This window comes from Mesorhizobium sp. WSM4313 (genome assembly GCF_002294725.1).
Lineage (GTDB): Bacteria > Pseudomonadota > Alphaproteobacteria > Rhizobiales > Rhizobiaceae > Mesorhizobium.
On the sequence record NZ_NSFT01000003.1, the window covers coordinates 1 to 16,958 of the forward strand.

Sequence of the window (16,958 nt, forward strand, 5' to 3'; positions counted from 1 at the left end):
TAGTTCTGCATTATCATGTCCACGCCTCTTCCTGTGGTGCGGGGTCTGCTTGGAACAGCCCCGTGCAACTGTTCAGGTTGATGGTTCACCGGTGGGAAGGGACCGAGCCATGCCACGGCCTGTCCGAGAGGACGACCAGGATTCATTCGGTCTCCTTCCCACTTCAACCATACACCAGAACCAACACACAGGATTCTAGGGTCTGCGCTCCGCTTCGCGTCGCTCCGCCCTAGAATGACGACGATGAGGGGCCAAAATGCCTCGCCGCCACATCCACATGCGTATGTTGCGCATGGGCCTCGAAGTGCTCCGTCTCATTGTGGTCGGGCGCTTCGTTCGGCCACCATTTGCCGCCGATGACGATGCCTTTGGAGACTAGTCGCTGATCCGCGACCAGTGACGCTCCAACAGCATCGACGAAGGTGAAGCGGCCGGGCTGCAGCTTCAACACGGCGACGTCGCCGGTGCCGCCGACCTTCAGCGTGCCGAGTTCCGGCCTTGCGATCGCCTCCGCCGGCCGCTGCGTCGCCGCGCGCAGCACCTCGACCAACGGCATGCCGAGCGCCATGAGCTTCGACATGCAGACCAGTATGTCGAAGGCCGGACCGTCGACGCAGTAGAGATGCACGTCGCTGGAGATGACGTCGGGCGCGAGGCCTTCGGCAAGCATCGTCTTCGCCACCTCGAAGTCGAAGGAACCCATGCCGTGGCCGATGTCGAAGATGACGCCGCGCTCGCGCGCCAGCCGCATGTCCGGCCGCACCGCTCCGGAGGCGAAGACCGGCGCGTTGGGGAAAGGCCGGAAGCAATGGGTGAGAATGTCGCCGCGGCGCAGCCTGGGCAGCACTTCCGAGCGGCCGGGCGGCGGCTCGTCGATATGCGCCATCAGCGGCAGAGCGGCCTTGTCGGCGGCTTCGAGCGCGAGGTCGACAGGCGCGATGCCGCTCGAGCCGCCGGCATGCTTGCCGGAGCGGACCTTGACGCCGACGACGACATCGGCGTGCTCGCGCACCGCAGCCACCGTCTCGCGCGGCTCGCAAAGCCTGAGGTCGCCGCATTCGCCGACCGACACTGTCTTGGCGAAGCCGAAAATGCCGGCGAAGGAAATGTTGACGTAAGCGAGGATGCGGACCTTCGAGCGCTCGATGACGTGGCGGCGGAAGCCGAGGAAATTGCCGGCGCCGGCGCTGCCGGCATCGATGAAAGTGGTGGTGCCGCTCTTGGCGGCGAGCCGGTCGGCGTCGACGCCGAGCGAGGTGCCGCCCCAATAGACGTGGCTGTGCAGGTCGATCAGGCCGGGCGTGACGATGCAATCCCTGGCATCGACGACTTCACTCGCCGCCTCGGCATTGATGGCGGCGTCGATCGCGGTGACGCGGCCATCGGCAATGGCAACATCGCGTGGCGCGTCCAAGCCCGATGCGGGATCGATGAGGCGCCCGCCCTTGATCAGGAGATCGAACTGCATCGGTGCCCTCGCTTTGTTGGTTCGTTTCACGCAATTCCGGACGGAAGGTACGGCGAAGTCGCCGAACTAACCGCTAAGCACTTTTCCTGGAATTGCTTCAAGCGATCCGACCGGGCGATCAGACCGGCCGATAGGCGACGGCTTCGACTTCGATCTTGATGTCGATCATCAGGCGCGATTCGACCGTGGTCCGCGCTGGCGGATCCTTCGGGAAATGTTTTGCATAAACGGTTTGAATGTGCCGAAATCGCGCGCGTCCTCCAGCCAGACGGTGGTCTTCACCACATCGTCCATGGTGCAGCCGGCGAGCGCCAGGGCCGCTTTGACGTTCTGCAGCACCTGCTCGGCCTGCTCGGCGATGCCGCCCTTGATCACGAGCCCGTCGCTGCCCACCGGCACTTGACCGGAAATATAGACGAAATCGCCGGCACGGACGGCGGGCGAGAGCGGAACGTGGGATTTCCCAAAGCACTGCTTGGACAAGGGGAGCCTCCTTCAATCGACGACGGGAACCGGGGTTGCATAGCTGTCTACGCCTGTCGGCACGATCCTCCTAGAGCCAATGTCGGAAGCAACATTCTTTCGAAATCCATGTTGCTTTATTACAGAAGCCTGAGCATCTTGCGCTCGACGCGGCTTGAAATCGGCCGCGCATATGAGGGAGATCGGCATGACCTTCGACAAGAATCCGTTTCCGGAAGGCGATGCCGACCGCCACGCGCTGTGGGAAATGCTGGTGCGGCGCGATATCGACGCCTTCCTCGGTCAGGACTGGTCGATGGTCGAGGACGATTTCATCGCGGAAAGCTTCTTCGGCATGCATGCGCATTTCCTTGCCAATGCAGATGCCTGGCGGCTGCAGTTCCCCCGGCTGGAGGTCTATCGCGACGAATGGCTGCGGCAGGCCAAGGAAACCGCGGCGACGAAATTCGCCGAGCCGCTGCGCGAAGCGCTGTTTCGCGTCACCAACATGCGCGACATCGACGTCGACGGCGACCGCGCGGTGCTGCACAAGAAGTTCGACGGCTCGGTCGCCAAGGCCGACGGCGGCGTCGACCGGCTCAAATGGCAGACGCTCTACTTCTGCCGCAAGGTCGGCGGACGCTGGAAGATTGCCGGCTTTGTCGGCTACATGCCGCATCCGCTGGGCAGCTAGGAAGGAGCTATCGGACGCCGCCTGAGCTTAGCCGAAGCGTCTGTCAGTTCGTCATTGACGACGTTAGCGAAGGCTTCAGCCGACGGGCTCGCTAGGACAGCCGTGGCAACCGCTCATCGGGCGAGCGGTGGTCGAACACGACGCCCATGGTCTTACCAACGGCGGCCATGACGATCAGTTCGATGAGATGGTCGTCACTGTCCTGGCAAGCCGGGTCGGATCGGCGTATGGCGTCGAGCATCGCCCGGGTCGAGATGGTATCGCCGGCGCGAAATTTCGAAAGAGCAGATGAAACAAGGTCTTGCACCGTCGGATCTATGACGGGCACTTCCGCAGCGACGTTCATCGGCCTCCTCCTGCCATGAACCCTCCCGCAAAAGATGATACGCCAACGGTTGGAATGTGCCAGCAAAATGGTGGTCCGACCAGTGTGGCTGGCGACAGCCTGCCGTGAGATGTGGACACCTGCTGGCTAACGGCAGCGTAAGCTCGACGCACCGCGCTCGGGTTGATAAGCCCGTCGCGCGCAGGGAGACGATCCGAGTCGAAATATGACCGTTGCAATCGAGATGGGGCAGACGAGCGCAGGCGCGTCGGCGGCCCTCGACCTTGAGGAGTTGCTGGCGACCCGCCTGCTGGTGCAGGGCAATTCGGGCTCGGGAAAGTCGCATCTGCTGCGCCGTCTTCTGGAGCAGAGCGCGCCCTGGGTGCAGCAGACCATCATCGACCCCGAAGGCGACTTCGTGTCTCTGGGTGAACGCTTTGGCCATCTGGTGATCGACGCGGAGGAACATACCGAGCGCGGCCTGCAGGCGGCTGGCGAGCGGGCGCGCATCCACCGCGTCTCGACGGTGCTCAACCTCGAAGGGCTCGATGCCGAGAACCAGATGCGGCGGGCCGCGGCCTTCCTCGGCGGGCTGTTCGAGGTCGCGCGCGACCATTGGTACCCAATGCTGGTGGTGGTCGACGAGGCGCAGCTCTTCGCGCCCGCCGCCGCCGGCGAGGTTTCGGACGAGGCACGCAAGCTCTCGCTGGGCGCCATGACCAATCTGATGTGTCGCGGCCGCAAGCGCGGACTTGCCGGCATCATCGCCACGCAGCGGCTGGCGAAGCTCGCCAAGAACGTCGCGGCGGAAGCCTCCAACTTCCTGATGGGCCGGACCTTCCTCGACATCGACATGGCACGCGCCGCCGACCTGCTCGGCATGGAACGGCGTCAGGCCGAAGCTTTCCGCGACCTGGAGCGCGGGCATTTCATGGCGCTCGGTCCTGCCTTGTCGCGCCGTCCGCTCGGCGTGCGCATCGGCCAGACCGAAACCAGCCCGCGCAACGGCACGCCGCGGCTGATGCCGATGCCGGGAGCCGCGCTCGAAAATGCGCGCGCGATCATTCTTGCCGCGCCACCGCCGGAGACAGTCAGGCCGCAGCGCCGGCCTTCGCCCGACCTGCTCGACCAATTGATGGCGGCCAAGGCCGCGCCGCTGGATATCCGCCCCGAGCCGATGGAACCGCAGCCAAGCGCCGAGGACCTGGCAGAGCGGCGCGAGCGGATGGACCGCATACTGCGCGCCATCTTGGCCGAGCCGGATGCCGGGTTCCGCGTCATCGGCGTGCTCTACCAGGAATTCGTGGTCCGCTGCCGCATCGAAGGGCTCGCCTCCGTGGTGCCCGACCTGTCGGAGTTCCGCCGCATGCTGACGCGCGCCCGCGCCGGCGTCGGCTCCGACATGGCCGAGGACGACGCCTGGCGCGACGTCTCCGTGCGCGCCTCGCTGCTGCCCGAAGACATGCAGGGCGTGTTCATGATGATCGCGCGCGCCGCCAAGGAAGGCTGGCCGTGCCCGAGCGACGCGGCGATCGCGCGGGCTTACGGTTCGCATTCGCTGCGCCGCGCGCGCCGGCTGCTCGACTATATCGAGGAGCAGGGCCTCATCGTCTGCCAGGTCGACGGCGCCGGCCGGCGCACGCTGACGCTGGTCGAGCTCGCCTGGGCGACGGCGCCGGGTGATCCGAATGCCTTGGAGCAGGACAGCCTGGCTGGCTGACATCGGAAGACGCTGGCGACCGCGCTCTGGCGGCCTTTGCGCCATTGGTTGACGGCGAGCCTGCTTTGTCGGTTGCACGCAGCACTACATGTTCCGATAAAATTTCCAACAGAAATGCCAGCGACCGAGCGATGGCGAAGTCAACGCTGCGCCATCAAATGACGCTGCGCCGAAACGGACTCGGGCCGTGCACTTTAATTCTTTGTTTTGTGCATATCATTCCCTCCAAATCGCAGCCCACTTTGGGAGACACAGGCATCAATCGATGGGGTGGCAGATTTGTTAAATGTTTAATGAATCGTTAACATTACGCGGGGATATATATTCCGTTATGGTTTCCAAATCGTAAAAAGCTAATATACCTGAATATAGGTTTGCTTGTCCCGCGATTGCGGCGACCGAAGGGGGGGCACGCCAGCTAGGAACGTTGGGTGCGAGCGTGCAAGCGCTCTGGGGTGGGGTTTTGTCTCTCGGCGAGAGAAGTCTTTACGTTCAATCAGAGTGGCTTGGTCCTGACCAACCGCCGCGGGCGGAAGCATTCGCTTGCGTCGTCCGCACCAGGATCAGCAGTAATCGTTGGGGCGAACACTTTGGTCGTTCGCAAAGGGATCACAGGGGGTAATTGGCAATGGCGACCACAACAGTTTCAGGCTCGACCGTCACGTTTTCGAATTCGGGCGCGGCAGCCAATCTGACGCAATCCGGCAGCGAGGACGGCAGCCTCCTGTTCACATTCGACGTTCTCGCGGCGAGCGGCGGCGGAACCAAGACGACGATCTATTCGGTGGACGACGGCATCAAGAACGATGACGGAGGGGCCGGGATTGTCGTCACCAACAAGGCGTTCGCTGATTACAATAAGGACCTGCTGATCCAGGACGGTGCGGTTTCATCTGTTACCTTTGCGACCGAAACGACCACAAAAGGTGCGACAATCTGGATCGGGACCGACGGAAAAATTCACTATGACGCGAGCAGTCTGAGCGCTGAGATCCAAGCGCTAGGCGCCAACCAGACCTTCACCGACACGTTTCAATACACGATCAAGATGTCGAACGGCACGCTCAGTGTCGGAACGCTCTCGGTTGTGATTTCCGGTTCCAACGACGCGGCGGTGATCGGCACGCCGACGGTGGCCGACGTGACCGAGGACAGCGCCAATCCGACGCTGACGGCGAGCGGCACCATCTCGATCAGCGACGCCGACCAGAACCAGTCCTCGTTCCAGACCACGGTGAGCGGGGACGCGGGCAACCTGGGCAGCCTGACGCTGGCGTCCGACGGCTCCTACACCTACTCGGTGGCCAATGCGGCCGTGCAGTATCTGGGTGCAACCGACACCAAGATCGACACCTTCACCGTCACCGCCCTCGACGGCACCACCAAGCAGGTGAGCTTCACCATCCACGGCGTCAACGACGCGGCGGTGATCGGCACGCCGACGGTGGCCGACGTGACCGAGGACAGCGCCAATCCGACGCTGACGGCGAGCGGCACCATCTCGATCAGCGACGCCGACCAGAACCAGTCCTCGTTCCAGACCACGGTGAGCGGGGACGCGGGCAACCTGGGCAGCCTGACGCTGGCGTCCGACGGCTCCTACACCTACTCGGTGGCCAATGCGGCCGTGCAGTATCTGGGTGCAACCGACACCAAGATCGACACCTTCACCGTCACCGCCCTCGACGGCACCACCAAGCAGGTGAGCTTCACCATCCACGGCGTCAACGACGCGGCGGTGATCGCCGGGACCAGCACCGGTTCGGTGACGGAAGATGCGGTGTTAAACGCGAGCGGCACGTTAAGCGCCAGCGACCCCGATGCGGGCCAGAACTCCTTTCAGGTGCACAATGGCAGCAATCCAATTGCCGGTACCTACGGGTCGCTGACCATCGATGCCGGAGGAAACTGGGTCTACACGCTCAACAATGCCGCGGCCAATGTCCAGGCTCTGACTTCGGCGGACCATCCGCACGACCAGATCCATGTGGCGTCGGCCGATGGCACGGACCACGTCATCGACATCACGGTGAACGGTGCCGACGAGCCAGTGACCAATCATGCGCCGACGGCACCCGTATTCGTCATGAGTACAGCCGCTTCAACCGATGGAAACACCATCGATCTCGGCCATTTCTTTTCCACTGATCCGGATGCTGGCGACAGCATTACTTACTCAGGAACGTTCAGCATATCGGGCGGCACATGGAATATAAACTCGACGTCTGGGGAACTGACCGCGACCGGCATTGGCCTAGGGTCTGACGCCAGTGGCACTCTCACGGTGACTGCAACAGACGCTCACGCAACAGCTACCTCCCAGACCTTTAACGTCTGGATCGGGCACAGCAACAGCGGGTCGGCGAACGATACAATGATTCTCAGCAGCACGAACCCGAACATCGCTGATGGTCGCGCCGGCGCCGACGGGCTGACAGGTTCCAGCGGCGTCGACTACATCTTCGGCGGAGGCGACAACGATACGATCAAGGGTCTTGGCGGCGCCGATTGGTTGAGCGGCGGAGCCGGGGATGATCATTTCCGGTTCGAGGCGGTGAGCGATTCAACCCGTGCGGCCTTCGACACCATTCTCGATTTCCAGCACGGGACGGCGGCAACGGGTCACGACTTCATCGACTTTGCGAGCGCCCTTGCCCTGACGGCAACCGGCACGGTCTCGGGTGGAAATCTGGCCGCTCATACCGTTGCCTGGCAGAGCGACGGGAGTGGCAACACGATCGTTTATGCCAATACCGGAGCCTCGGCCGAGAGTGTGGCGGGCGGAGCCCACATCATTGAAATCCATCTGATGGGGGTATCCACGCTCACTGCCAACGACTTCAACCTGAGCGCCTGACAACCATGAAAAGTGACAGAGGGCGGCAGATAAGATGACGCAGGGCCTCTCTCCCCTCAAGCTTGCCCTCTCTCGCTGCCGCGGCGGTTTCGCCGCGGTGGCGGGGTTCAGCTTCGTCATCAACCTGCTCGTGCTCTCGACCTCGATCTACATGCTGCAGGTCTATGACCGCGTGCTGACGGGACGCAGCCTGGAAACGCTCGTCTATCTGACGCTGATTACGACGGCGGCGCTGGCTGCAATGGGCGCGCTCGAATTCTTCCGCTCCCGGTTGCTGGTGCAGCTCGGCACCTGGATCGACCGCATGCTGTCGCCGCAGGTGCTGGGCCGCGGGCTTGAGAACGCGTTGCGCGGCTCCTCCTACCGCACCGAGGCGCTGCGCGACCTCGCCACGTTGCGCGGCTATCTTGGCGGCGGCGGCATCATGGCGCTGTTCGACGCGCCATGGATGCCGCTCTATCTCGGCTTCGTCTTCCTGCTGCATCCCCTGCTCGGACTTCTGGCGCTGGGCGGTGCGATCATCTTGTTCGGCCTCGCCCTTGCCAACAACGCGCTGACGGCCAACACGCTCAAGCAGGCCAACGCCGCTTCCGCGCGCGCCTACCAAGCGGCGGATGCCGGTTTCCGCAATGCCGAAGTCATCGACGGGATGGGCATGGGCGGGGTGCTCGCCCGACGTTGGGACGCGGCCAATGCGTCCGTGCTCGCGCTGCAGACAACCGCCAGCGACTGGGCCGGCCTGATCAATGCATTCACCAAGCCGTTCCGGATGTTCCTGCAGGTCGCGGTGCTGGGACTCGGCGCCTGGCTGTCGCTGCGCCACGAAGTCTCGCCCGGCGCCATGATCGCGGCGTCGATCATTATGTCGCGCGCGCTCGCGCCGGTCGAGCAGGCTATCGCCACCTGGAAGCAGACCACCGCCGCGCGCGAGGCCTGGCGCCGGCTGGACCGGCTGTTCGAGACTCCGTCGCTGCGCCCGCCGGGGATGGAATTGCCGCGTCCCCAGGGGCAGCTCTCGGTCGACGCCGTCACATATATGCCGGCTGGCGCAAAGGAGCCCGTGCTCAGGAACCTCTCCTTCGCCGTGCCGCCGGGCCAGGTGCTTGCGGTGATCGGGCCGTCGGCCGCCGGCAAGTCGACGCTTGCCCGCCTGATCGTCGGCATGCTTTCGCCACAGCAGGGGCGGGTTCGGCTCGACAGTGTCGACGTGTTTGCCTGGAACCGCGCCGATTTCGGCTCCTATGTGGGCTATCTCCCCCAGGACGTCGAACTCTTTCCCGGAACCGTCCGCGAGAACATCGCCCGCATGGAGCAAGGCGATCCGGCCGAGATCGTGGCCGCCGCCCGGATGGCGGGCGTGCACGAGATGATCCTCAGGCTCCCAAATGGCTATGATACCGAGATAGGCGAGCAGGGTTCGGTGCTCTCCGGGGGGCAGCGCCAGCGCATAGGGCTTGCCAGGGCGCTCTATCGCCGTCCGGCGCTGCTGGTGCTGGACGAGCCGAACTCCAATCTCGATGCCGTCGGCGAGGAAGCCCTGAACCAGGCGATTGCCGCGATGAAGGAGGCAGGTTCGACCGTGGTGATCGTCGCCCATCGCCCGTCGCTGATGGTGAACGTCGATTGCGTCCTGGTGCTAAACGAAGGCCAGTCGCAGATGTTCGGCCCGCGCGACGTCGTGCTTGCGCAACTGCGCCGCCCCGAGCAGAACTCGGCTGCGCCACAGGTTCGGGTCGTGAGCTCCGAAAGGACCGGATCGTGACGGAAGCTACCTTGTCGTTGGAAATGCCGCCGCCACCGCCCGCCTGGCCGGCGGTGAGCGCCCATGTCTTCGGCGGCCTGACCGTCATCGGCCTGCTGTTCGGCGGCTTCGGCCTCTGGGCGGCCACCGCGCCGCTGACGAGCGCGGCGGTCGCGCCCGGGGTGGTGAAGGTCGACAGCAACCGCAAGACCGTACAGCACCTGGAAGGCGGCATCATCCGGGAAATCCTGGTCCGGGAAGGAGACCAGGTCAGGCAGGGCCAGATACTGGTCCGCCTCGACGGGCTCGACGCGGAATCCGACCGCGATGCCGTGCGCGGTGAACTCGATGCGGCGCTCGCCGGCGAAGCCCGCCTGATCGCGCAGCGCGACGGCCTGAGCACGATTCCATTCCCGGCAGACCTGTCGGCCCGGCGAAGCGAACCGACCGTCGCCGAGGCCCTTGCCGGTCAGGAGCGCATTTTCCGCGACCAGGCCAAGGTTCAGGCTTCGGAGGTCGAGGTCTGGCAGCAGCGGATCGCTCAGTACCATGCCCAGATGTCGGCGCTCGCTGCGAGAGTTGCGGCCTTCGAGATCCAGTTGCCGTCTCTGCGGGAAGAGTTGGCCGACGCCCGCACGCTTCTCAAGAAAGGCTATGGGGTGAAGTCCCGCGTGCTCCAGCTCGAACGGCAGATCATCGCAGCACAAGGCGAGGCTGAGTCGAACCGTGGGAACATAGAAAGCTTGCGGCAGCAGATAGCCGAGGCCAATGCGCAGATCGACAATGGCCGGCTTTCGTACATCAAGAAGGCGGCTGAGGACCTTCGTGACGTCCAGACCAAACGCTCCGAGCTCGAAAAGGCGCTTCAGAAGACCGACGCGCGCGCGGCGCGCCGCGATGTCGTTGCGCCGGAAGATGGGGCGGTGATCAACCTTCGATATTTCACGCCGGGCGGAGTTGTACCTCCCGGCGGGATTATTCTCGATCTCGTTCCCGATCAGGACAAGATGGTGCTGGACGTCAAGCTTCAGCCCCTGGATATCGATGTCGTTCGCCCCGGTCTGCCGGCGACGGTGCGGCTGGTCGCCTATAAGCAGAGAACCACGCCCACGGTGAAGGGCGCCCTTACCCGTGTTTCGGCCGACGCAGAGATCGACGAGCGCAGCGGCGCGACTTTTTTCCGGGGGACCGTCGAGGTGGGCGCCGATGAGCTTAAGAAGCTTCCGCAAGTGAAGCTATATCCGGGAATGCCGGTGGAGGTCTCCGTTGTTACAGGCAAGCGAACCATGCTCGAGTATCTCTTCCAGCCGGTCGCCGACAGTTTTGCTCACGCCTTCAGAGAGGAGTGAGAAAGGCGGCCAACCTCCCTTGGCCGCAACACAGGGTTGGGCGCGATAGCGCAGCAGTTCATTCATTGGGGGCGGTTGCGATCCACCCCAGTCGATTGCCGCATTGCACAATTCCGCCCGGCCTGCACAATAGGCGCATGTCCGCCGGTTCGTTGACCATCCTTGTTATCGACGAGAACCGCATCCGTGCCTCGATCATCGAGGCCGGATTGCGGGACGCCGGCCATCGCCATGTCACGGTCGTCCATGACGTCGCCGGCATCGCCCGGCGCATCGCCGAGATCGAGCCGGACGTCATCGTCATCGATCTCGAAAATCCCAACCGCGACATGCTGGAGAACATGTTCCAGCTGTCGCGCGTGGTGAAGCGGCCGATCGCGATGTTCGTCGACCGCTCCGACCAGGCCTCGATCGAAGCAGCCGTCGATGCCGGCGTGTCCGCCTATGTGGTCGACGGGCTGAAGAAGGAACGCATCAAGCCGATCCTCGACATGGCGATCAGCCGGTTCAATGCTTTCTCGCGCATGGCGCGCGAACTGGAGGAGGCGCGCAGCGAGCTCGAGAACCGCAAGGTCATCGACCGGGCCAAGGGCATATTGATGAAGTCGCGGGGCTTAAGCGAGGAGGCGGCCTATGCGCTGATGCGCAAGACCGCCATGAACCAGAACCGCAAGATCGCCGACATCGCCCAGAGCCTGGTGACGGCGGCGGGATTGCTGGGACCGCTGGAGGGCGAATGAGCATGTCGGCAGCGCATCACATCACCGCCGGCTTCATGCCGCTCTTCGACAGCGCCGTCCTGGTCGCAGCCGGCGAGATAGGCTTTGCCGCGCGCGAGGGCATCGAGCTCAAGCTGCATCGCGAGACCTCCTGGGCCAATATCCGCGACCGCATCGCCATCGGCCACTTCGATGTCGCCCATATGCTCGGGCCGATGCCGCTCGCCTGCAGCCTCGGCCTCACGCCGCTTGCTTCCGAGACCATCGTGCCGTTCTCGCTCGGGCTCGGCGGCAACTGCGTCACTGTTTCCAATGCGGTGTGGCAAGGCATGGCGGCGCATGGCGCAGCACCTGACCTCGATCCGGCGCGCGCCGGAGCAGCGCTCGGCGCACTGATCCGCGAGCGGGCGGCCGCCGGCCGCGAACCGCTGCGTTTCGCCGTCGTGCATCCGCATTCCGGGCACAATTATGAGCTGCGCTACTGGCTCGCCGCCTGCGGCGTCGATCCCGACCGCGACATCGAGATCGTCATCGTGCCGCCGCCCTTCATGGCCGATGCATTGGCCGCCGGCCGCATCGACGGCTATTGCGTCGGCGAGCCCTGGAACAGCGCCGCCGTCGCGGCGGGCACCGGCCACATCGTCACCGTGAAGGCGCTGCTGTGGCGCAACAGCCCGGAAAAGGTGATCGGCGTGCGCAAGATGTGGGCCGAACAGAACCCGGACGCGCTGGCGGCGCTGCTGAGGGCGCTGCATCATTCCGCCCGCTGGTGTCAGGACCCGGCACACCGCGGTGAGCTGGCGGCGCTGATGGCGCGGCCCGACTTTCTTGGCCAGCCGGAGGCGATCCAGATGCCGGCCCTGACCGGGCAGCTTCAACTTGGCGGGGGCGCGGCACGGCGCGTCGAGGATTTCTTCCTGCCCTTCGACAAGGCGGCCAACTTTCCCTGGAAGAGTCATGCGCTCTGGTTCTACACGCAGATGGTGCGTTGGGGGCAGTTGCCGCATACGCCGCAAAACCTCGCCATCGCCCGCGACTGTTATCGGCCCGATCTCTACCGCGCGGCATTGAGGCCGCTTGGCGTCGCCTTGCCAGGCGCCAATGCCAAGGTGGAGGGCGCGCTGAAGATGGCAACGCCGGTCGGCTCAGCGGGGGCAAGCCTGGTCCTTGGCCCCGACGGATTTTTCGACGGCCAGATCTTCGATCCGGACCGGATAGACGCCTATATTGCCGGCCAGCGGCGCGCCTGATCATTTGCGCGCCATTCTTGTGCATTGCACAAAATTTATGCGGAATGCCTGTGCCATTGATCAATGTTTGACCGCGTCGCCGCTCGGCCCGGTCGAAGGGCAAAGCTCCCACATCATTGATTTTCCTTGAAATTCCGCTTCCGAACGAAACTGGCACGCTTCGTGCTTTGAAATAATCAAACCCGTTCGCGGGCAATGGAACAGGCGTCCAATGGCGGGCGCCACAGGCAAAGCTGCCGCTCAGGTCAATGCGCGATCCCGGATGTACGGACGCGCGAGGCCTGGACGGCGGCTTTTTTCGTTTTTGGACCCGACCACGCAAATCGATGGCGCCGATCCAGCCGGCGCCGAGCGGAGACGACGATGACCAAACGGATCGCAACAACATTGCTCAAGGATTTCACCCGTCGCGATTTCCTGGTGAGCAGCGCGCTGACCGCGGCGCTCTTTGCTGCCGCGCTCCTGCTGTTTCCCGCCAATCACCAAACCGAAGGCAAAAGCCCGCAAGTGAGTGCGCAAGTCCCGGCCTCGCCCCGCTGACCGATGCCACGCCTCTGATCAACACAACGCGCGGTGCCTCCCACGCCGCAAACCGGAGCCGACCATGACTGCAAACCTCCCAGCCTCGCCCAGCCAGGATAATGCTCCCAGGCGGGCGCTCGTGATGTCCACCATCGCCTTCACCGTGTGCTTTGCGGTGTGGACGATCTTTTCCATCATCGGCGTGCGCATCAAGCAGGAGCTCGGCCTGAACGAGACCGAGTTCGGCCTGCTCGTCGGCACGCCGATCCTGACGGGCTCGCTCGTGCGCATGGTGCTCGGCGTCTGGACCGACCGCTATGGCGGACGCCTGGTCTATACAGCGACCATGCTCGCCGCGGCGATCGCGACCTTCCTGCTCGCTTTCGCCCACACCTACGGTCAGATGCTGCTTGCCGCTCTCGGCGTCGGCCTTGCCGGCGGCTCCTTTGCCGTCGGCGTCGCCTATGTCTCGCGCTTCTTCCCGGCCGGAAAACAAGGCACTGCGCTCGGCATTTTCGGCGTCGGCAATGTCGGCGCCGCTGTCACCAAGTTCCTGGCGCCCTTCGTGCTGCTCGCCTGGGGCTGGCAGCCGGTGGCGTTGATCTGGGCCGCGGCGCTGGTCGTCATGGCCGCCATCTTCTGGTTCACCACCGGCGACGATCCGGTCATCCGCGAGCGCCGCGCCGGCAAGGCGGCGCCGGCAAGAAGCTTCTGGCAGGAATTCGCGCCGCTGAAGAACCTGCGGGTCTGGCGCTTCGCCTTCTATTATTTCTTCTCCTTCGGCGCGTTCGTGGCGCTGTCGCTCTGGCTGCCGCGCTACCTGATCGGCGTCTACGGTTTCGGCATCGCTACCGCCGGCATGATCGGCGCCGCCTATTCGATCCCCGCCAGCATCTTCCGCGCCTATGGCGGCGTGCTTTCCGACCGCATCGGCGCCCGCACCGTGCTCTACTGGACCTTCAGCGTCTGTGCCGTCGCGACACTCGTTCTGTCTCTCCCCTCGGCAGACTATGTCGTGCGCGGCATCAGCGGGCCGATCCCCTTCCATTTCGAGATCGGCCCGCTCGCCTTCATCGCCGTCGCCTGCGTGCTCGGCTTCTTCATGAGCCTCGGCAAAGCGGCCGTCTACAAGCACATCCCCGCCTATTATCCGCAGAGCGTAGGCGCGGTCGGCGGCGTCGTCGGCATGATCGGCGGGCTCGGCGGCTTCATCCTGCCGATCGCCTTCGGCGCGCTGAACGATCTCACCGGGGTCTGGTCGAGCTGCTTCATGCTGCTCTTCCTCATCGTCGTCTCCTGCCTGGTCTGGATGCACGTCACCATCCGCCGGATGGAGCGCGCCGCCGCCGTCAACAACGCATCTCTTTCCTACGCCGCCGAATAGATCGGAGCAGAGCGACATGACCGAGAAACTCGTCATCATCGGCAACGGCATGGCGCCGGGTAGGATGCTGGAGCACCTGCTGGAAGCCGCGCCCGACCGCTACGCCGTGACCATCTTCAACGCCGAACCGCGCGTGAACTACGACCGCATCATGCTGTCGCCGGTGCTTTCGGGCGAGAAGGCGTTCGAGGAAATCGTCATCCATGGCGACGGCTGGTACATCAAGCACGGCATCACCCTCTACAAGGGTCACCGGATCGTCGCCATCGACAGGGAGGCCAAGACCGTCACCTCGGACCACGGCGTCACCGAGAGCTACGACAGGCTGGTCATCGCCACCGGCTCGGTTCCCTTCATCATTCCGGTTCCGGGCAAGGAATTGCCCGGCGTGCTCAGCTACCGCGATCTCGACGACGTCAACGCCATGCTGCTTGCCGCGCAGTCGCGCGCCAAAGCGGTCGTCATCGGCGGCGGCCTGCTCGGCCTAGAAGCCGCGGCCGGCCTGAAAGAGCGCGGCATGGACGTCACCGTGCTGCACGTCATGCCGACGCTGATGGAACGCCAGCTCGATCCCGCCGCCGGCTACCTTTTGCAGAAAGCCGTCGAGGCGCGCGGCATCAAGGTCATGACCAAGGCCAACACCAAGGCCATTGTCGGCAACGGCAAGGTCGAGGGTGTCGAGCTTATGGACGGCACGATCATTCCGGCGACGCTGGTGGTGATGGCGGTCGGCATCCGGCCGAGCACCGCTTTAGCCAAGGAGGCTGGGCTCGAGGTCAATCGCGGCATCGTCGTCGACGACCGCATGCGGACTTCCGACCCCGCCATCATGGCGCTCGGCGAATGCGCCGAGGTCGGCGGCCATGTCTACGGGCTGGTCGCGCCTCTCTACGAGATGGCACGGGTGGCGGCAGCCAAACTGACGGACAGTGAGGACAGGCGCTTCGTCCACTCCGACACGCCGACCAAGCTCAAGGTCACCGGCATCGACCTTTATTCGCTGGGCGACTTCGCCGACGGCGACGACCGCGAGGAGATCATCCTGCGCGACGCGTCGGCCGGCATCTACAAGCGTGTGGTGCTGCAGGACAACCGCATCATCGGCACCGTCTTGTTCGGCGAGACGGCCGACGGCGCGTGGTTCAACGACCTCAAGAAGAAGGCGACCGACATATCGGAGATGCGCGACACGCTGATCTTCGGCCAGGCGTTCCAGGGAGGCGTTTCCTCGGACCCTTTGGCGGCCGTTGCGGCACTGGCGGATGATGCGGAAATCTGCGGCTGCAACGGCGTCTGCAAGGGCAAGATCACCGGCGCGATCACGGCCAAGGGGCTGACCGGCCTCGACGACGTGCGCGCCCACACCAAGGCCTCGGCCTCGTGCGGCTCGTGCACGGGTCTCGTCGAGCAGCTGCTTAAGCTCACGCTGGGTGACGCCTACAATCCGGCAGCGGTGCAGCCCATGTGCGGCTGCACGAGCCTTGGCCATGACGACGTGCGGCGCCTGATCAAGGCAAAGGGCCTGAAGACGATCCCCGCTGTCATGCAGGAGCTGGAGTGGAAGACCTCCTGCGGCTGCGCCAAGTGCCGGCCGGCGCTCAACTACTATCTCGTCTGCGATTGGCCGGACCAATATGCCGACGACTACCAGTCGCGCTTCATCAACGAGCGCGTGCACGCCAACATCCAGAAGGACGGCACCTATTCGGTGGTGCCGCGCATGTGGGGCGGCGTCACCAGCGCCGGCGAATTGCGCGCCATCGCCGACGTGGTCGACAAGTTCGATATCCCGATGGTCAAGGTGACGGGCGGCCAGCGCATCGACATGCTTGGCATCCGCAAGGAAGACCTGCCGGCGGTATGGGCCGATCTCGGCAAGGCTGGCTTCGTCTCCGGCCATGCCTATGCCAAGGGCCTGCGCACGGTGAAGACCTGCGTCGGCTCGGACTGGTGCCGTTTCGGCACGCAGGATTCGACCGGGCTCGGCATCCGTATCGAGAAGTTCATGTGGGGTTCCTGGACGCCGGCCAAGGTGAAGATGGCGGTGTCGGGATGCCCGCGCAACTGCGCGGAAGCGACCTGCAAGGATGTCGGCGTGGTGTGCGTCGACTCTGGCTACGAGATCCACTTCGCGGGCGCCGCCGGCCTCGACATCAAGGGCACGGAAGTGCTGGGGCTGGTGAAGACCGAGGACGAGGCGCTGGAGGCGATCGTGGCGCTCGTCCAGATGTACCGCGAGCAGGCCCGCTATCTGGAGCGCATCTACAAATGGGCCAAGCGGATCGGCACCGCCGAGATCAAGAAGCAGATCCTGGACGATGCCGAGCGCCGCAGGACACTCTTCGACCGCTTCGTCTTCAGCCAAAAATTCGCGCAAGTCGATCCGTGGTCGGAGCGCGTCTCCGGCAAGGACAAGCATGAGTTCAGGCCGATGGCGTCGGTCGGGTTCGCGGAGGCGGCGGAGTGA

Annotated in this window: 12 protein-coding genes and 1 pseudogene; 10 read left to right on the forward strand and 3 right to left on the reverse strand. The window is 64.4% G+C overall.

The window, feature by feature from the left end; genetic code table 11:
* Positions 1-229: 229 nt before the first annotated feature.
* Positions 230-1,468, reverse strand: a complete 1,239-nt coding sequence (locus tag CK219_RS07845) for an amidohydrolase/deacetylase family metallohydrolase (RefSeq protein ID WP_095766221.1) — start codon at positions 1,466-1,468, stop codon at positions 230-232.
* A gap of 118 nt (positions 1,469-1,586) precedes the next feature.
* Positions 1,587-1,951 (reverse strand): annotated as a pseudogene (locus CK219_RS07850) (RidA family protein).
* Positions 1,952-2,138: 187 nt separating this feature from the next.
* Between CK219_RS07850 and CK219_RS07855 the strand changes: the two are divergent.
* Complete coding sequence (locus CK219_RS07855; protein ID WP_095766686.1) at positions 2,139-2,624, forward strand: hypothetical protein; 486 nt, start codon at positions 2,139-2,141, stop codon at positions 2,622-2,624.
* Positions 2,625-2,715: 91 nt separating this feature from the next.
* Here CK219_RS07855 and CK219_RS07860 read toward each other — a convergent pair whose 3' ends face one another.
* The gene (locus tag CK219_RS07860; RefSeq protein WP_095766222.1) at positions 2,716-2,970 is read right to left on the reverse strand and encodes a hypothetical protein; all 255 of its coding nucleotides are present in this window, start codon (positions 2,968-2,970) and stop codon (positions 2,716-2,718) included.
* A 205-nt stretch (positions 2,971-3,175) separates the two neighbouring features.
* Between CK219_RS07860 and CK219_RS07865 the strand changes: the two genes are divergently transcribed.
* From CK219_RS07865 to nirB, 9 genes are all read left to right on the forward strand, one after another.
* Complete coding sequence (locus CK219_RS07865) at positions 3,176-4,669, forward strand: ATP-binding protein (RefSeq protein ID WP_095766223.1); 1,494 nt, start codon at positions 3,176-3,178, stop codon at positions 4,667-4,669.
* Positions 4,670-5,297: 628 nt separating this feature from the next.
* A complete protein-coding gene (locus tag CK219_RS07870; protein ID WP_095766224.1) occupies positions 5,298-7,526 on the forward strand; it encodes a VCBS domain-containing protein in 2,229 nt (742 codons plus the stop codon).
* Positions 7,527-7,560: 34 nt separating this feature from the next.
* A complete protein-coding gene (locus CK219_RS07875; protein WP_095766225.1) occupies positions 7,561-9,288 on the forward strand; it encodes a type I secretion system permease/ATPase in 1,728 nt (575 codons plus the stop codon).
* Between the two features lie 11 nt (positions 9,289-9,299).
* Complete coding sequence (locus CK219_RS07880) at positions 9,300-10,616, forward strand: HlyD family type I secretion periplasmic adaptor subunit (protein WP_141245310.1); 1,317 nt, start codon at positions 9,300-9,302, stop codon at positions 10,614-10,616.
* 137 nt (positions 10,617-10,753) lie between these two features.
* Positions 10,754-11,356: an ANTAR domain-containing response regulator gene (locus CK219_RS07885; RefSeq protein ID WP_095766227.1), complete on the forward strand. Its 603-nt coding sequence runs from the start codon at positions 10,754-10,756 to the stop codon at positions 11,354-11,356.
* A gap of 2 nt (positions 11,357-11,358) precedes the next feature.
* A complete protein-coding gene (locus CK219_RS07890) occupies positions 11,359-12,585 on the forward strand; it encodes a CmpA/NrtA family ABC transporter substrate-binding protein (protein ID WP_176476977.1) in 1,227 nt (408 codons plus the stop codon).
* A 363-nt stretch (positions 12,586-12,948) separates the two neighbouring features.
* Positions 12,949-13,125, forward strand: a complete 177-nt coding sequence (locus tag CK219_RS31095; RefSeq protein ID WP_141245311.1) for a twin-arginine translocation signal domain-containing protein — start codon at positions 12,949-12,951, stop codon at positions 13,123-13,125.
* Positions 13,126-13,189: 64 nt separating this feature from the next.
* Positions 13,190-14,491: a nitrate/nitrite transporter gene (locus CK219_RS07895; protein ID WP_095766229.1), complete on the forward strand. Its 1,302-nt coding sequence runs from the start codon at positions 13,190-13,192 to the stop codon at positions 14,489-14,491.
* Positions 14,492-14,507: 16 nt separating this feature from the next.
* Positions 14,508-16,958 (forward strand): nitrite reductase large subunit NirB, encoded by a 2,451-nt coding sequence (gene nirB, locus CK219_RS07900; RefSeq protein WP_095766230.1) that lies wholly within the window; start codon positions 14,508-14,510, stop codon positions 16,956-16,958.

Excerpts from the sequence above, each read along its gene's own strand:
- CK219_RS07845 (WP_095766221.1), bottom strand. The coding sequence starts at position 1,468 with ATGCAGTTCGATCTCCTGATCAAGGGCGGGCGCCTCATCGATCCCGCA.
- CK219_RS07855 (WP_095766686.1), top strand. The coding sequence starts at position 2,139 with ATGACCTTCGACAAGAATCCGTTTCCGGAAGGCGATGCCGACCGCCAC.
- CK219_RS07860 (WP_095766222.1), bottom strand. The coding sequence starts at position 2,970 with ATGAACGTCGCTGCGGAAGTGCCCGTCATAGATCCGACGGTGCAAGAC.
- CK219_RS07865 (WP_095766223.1), top strand. The coding sequence starts at position 3,176 with ATGACCGTTGCAATCGAGATGGGGCAGACGAGCGCAGGCGCGTCGGCG.
- CK219_RS07870 (WP_095766224.1), top strand. The coding sequence starts at position 5,298 with ATGGCGACCACAACAGTTTCAGGCTCGACCGTCACGTTTTCGAATTCG.
- CK219_RS07875 (WP_095766225.1), top strand. The coding sequence starts at position 7,561 with ATGACGCAGGGCCTCTCTCCCCTCAAGCTTGCCCTCTCTCGCTGCCGC.
- CK219_RS07885 (WP_095766227.1), top strand. The coding sequence starts at position 10,754 with ATGTCCGCCGGTTCGTTGACCATCCTTGTTATCGACGAGAACCGCATC.
- CK219_RS07890 (WP_176476977.1), top strand. The coding sequence starts at position 11,359 with ATGTCGGCAGCGCATCACATCACCGCCGGCTTCATGCCGCTCTTCGAC.
- CK219_RS31095 (WP_141245311.1), top strand. The coding sequence starts at position 12,949 with ATGACCAAACGGATCGCAACAACATTGCTCAAGGATTTCACCCGTCGC.
- CK219_RS07895 (WP_095766229.1), top strand. The coding sequence starts at position 13,190 with ATGACTGCAAACCTCCCAGCCTCGCCCAGCCAGGATAATGCTCCCAGG.
- nirB (WP_095766230.1), top strand. The coding sequence starts at position 14,508 with ATGACCGAGAAACTCGTCATCATCGGCAACGGCATGGCGCCGGGTAGG.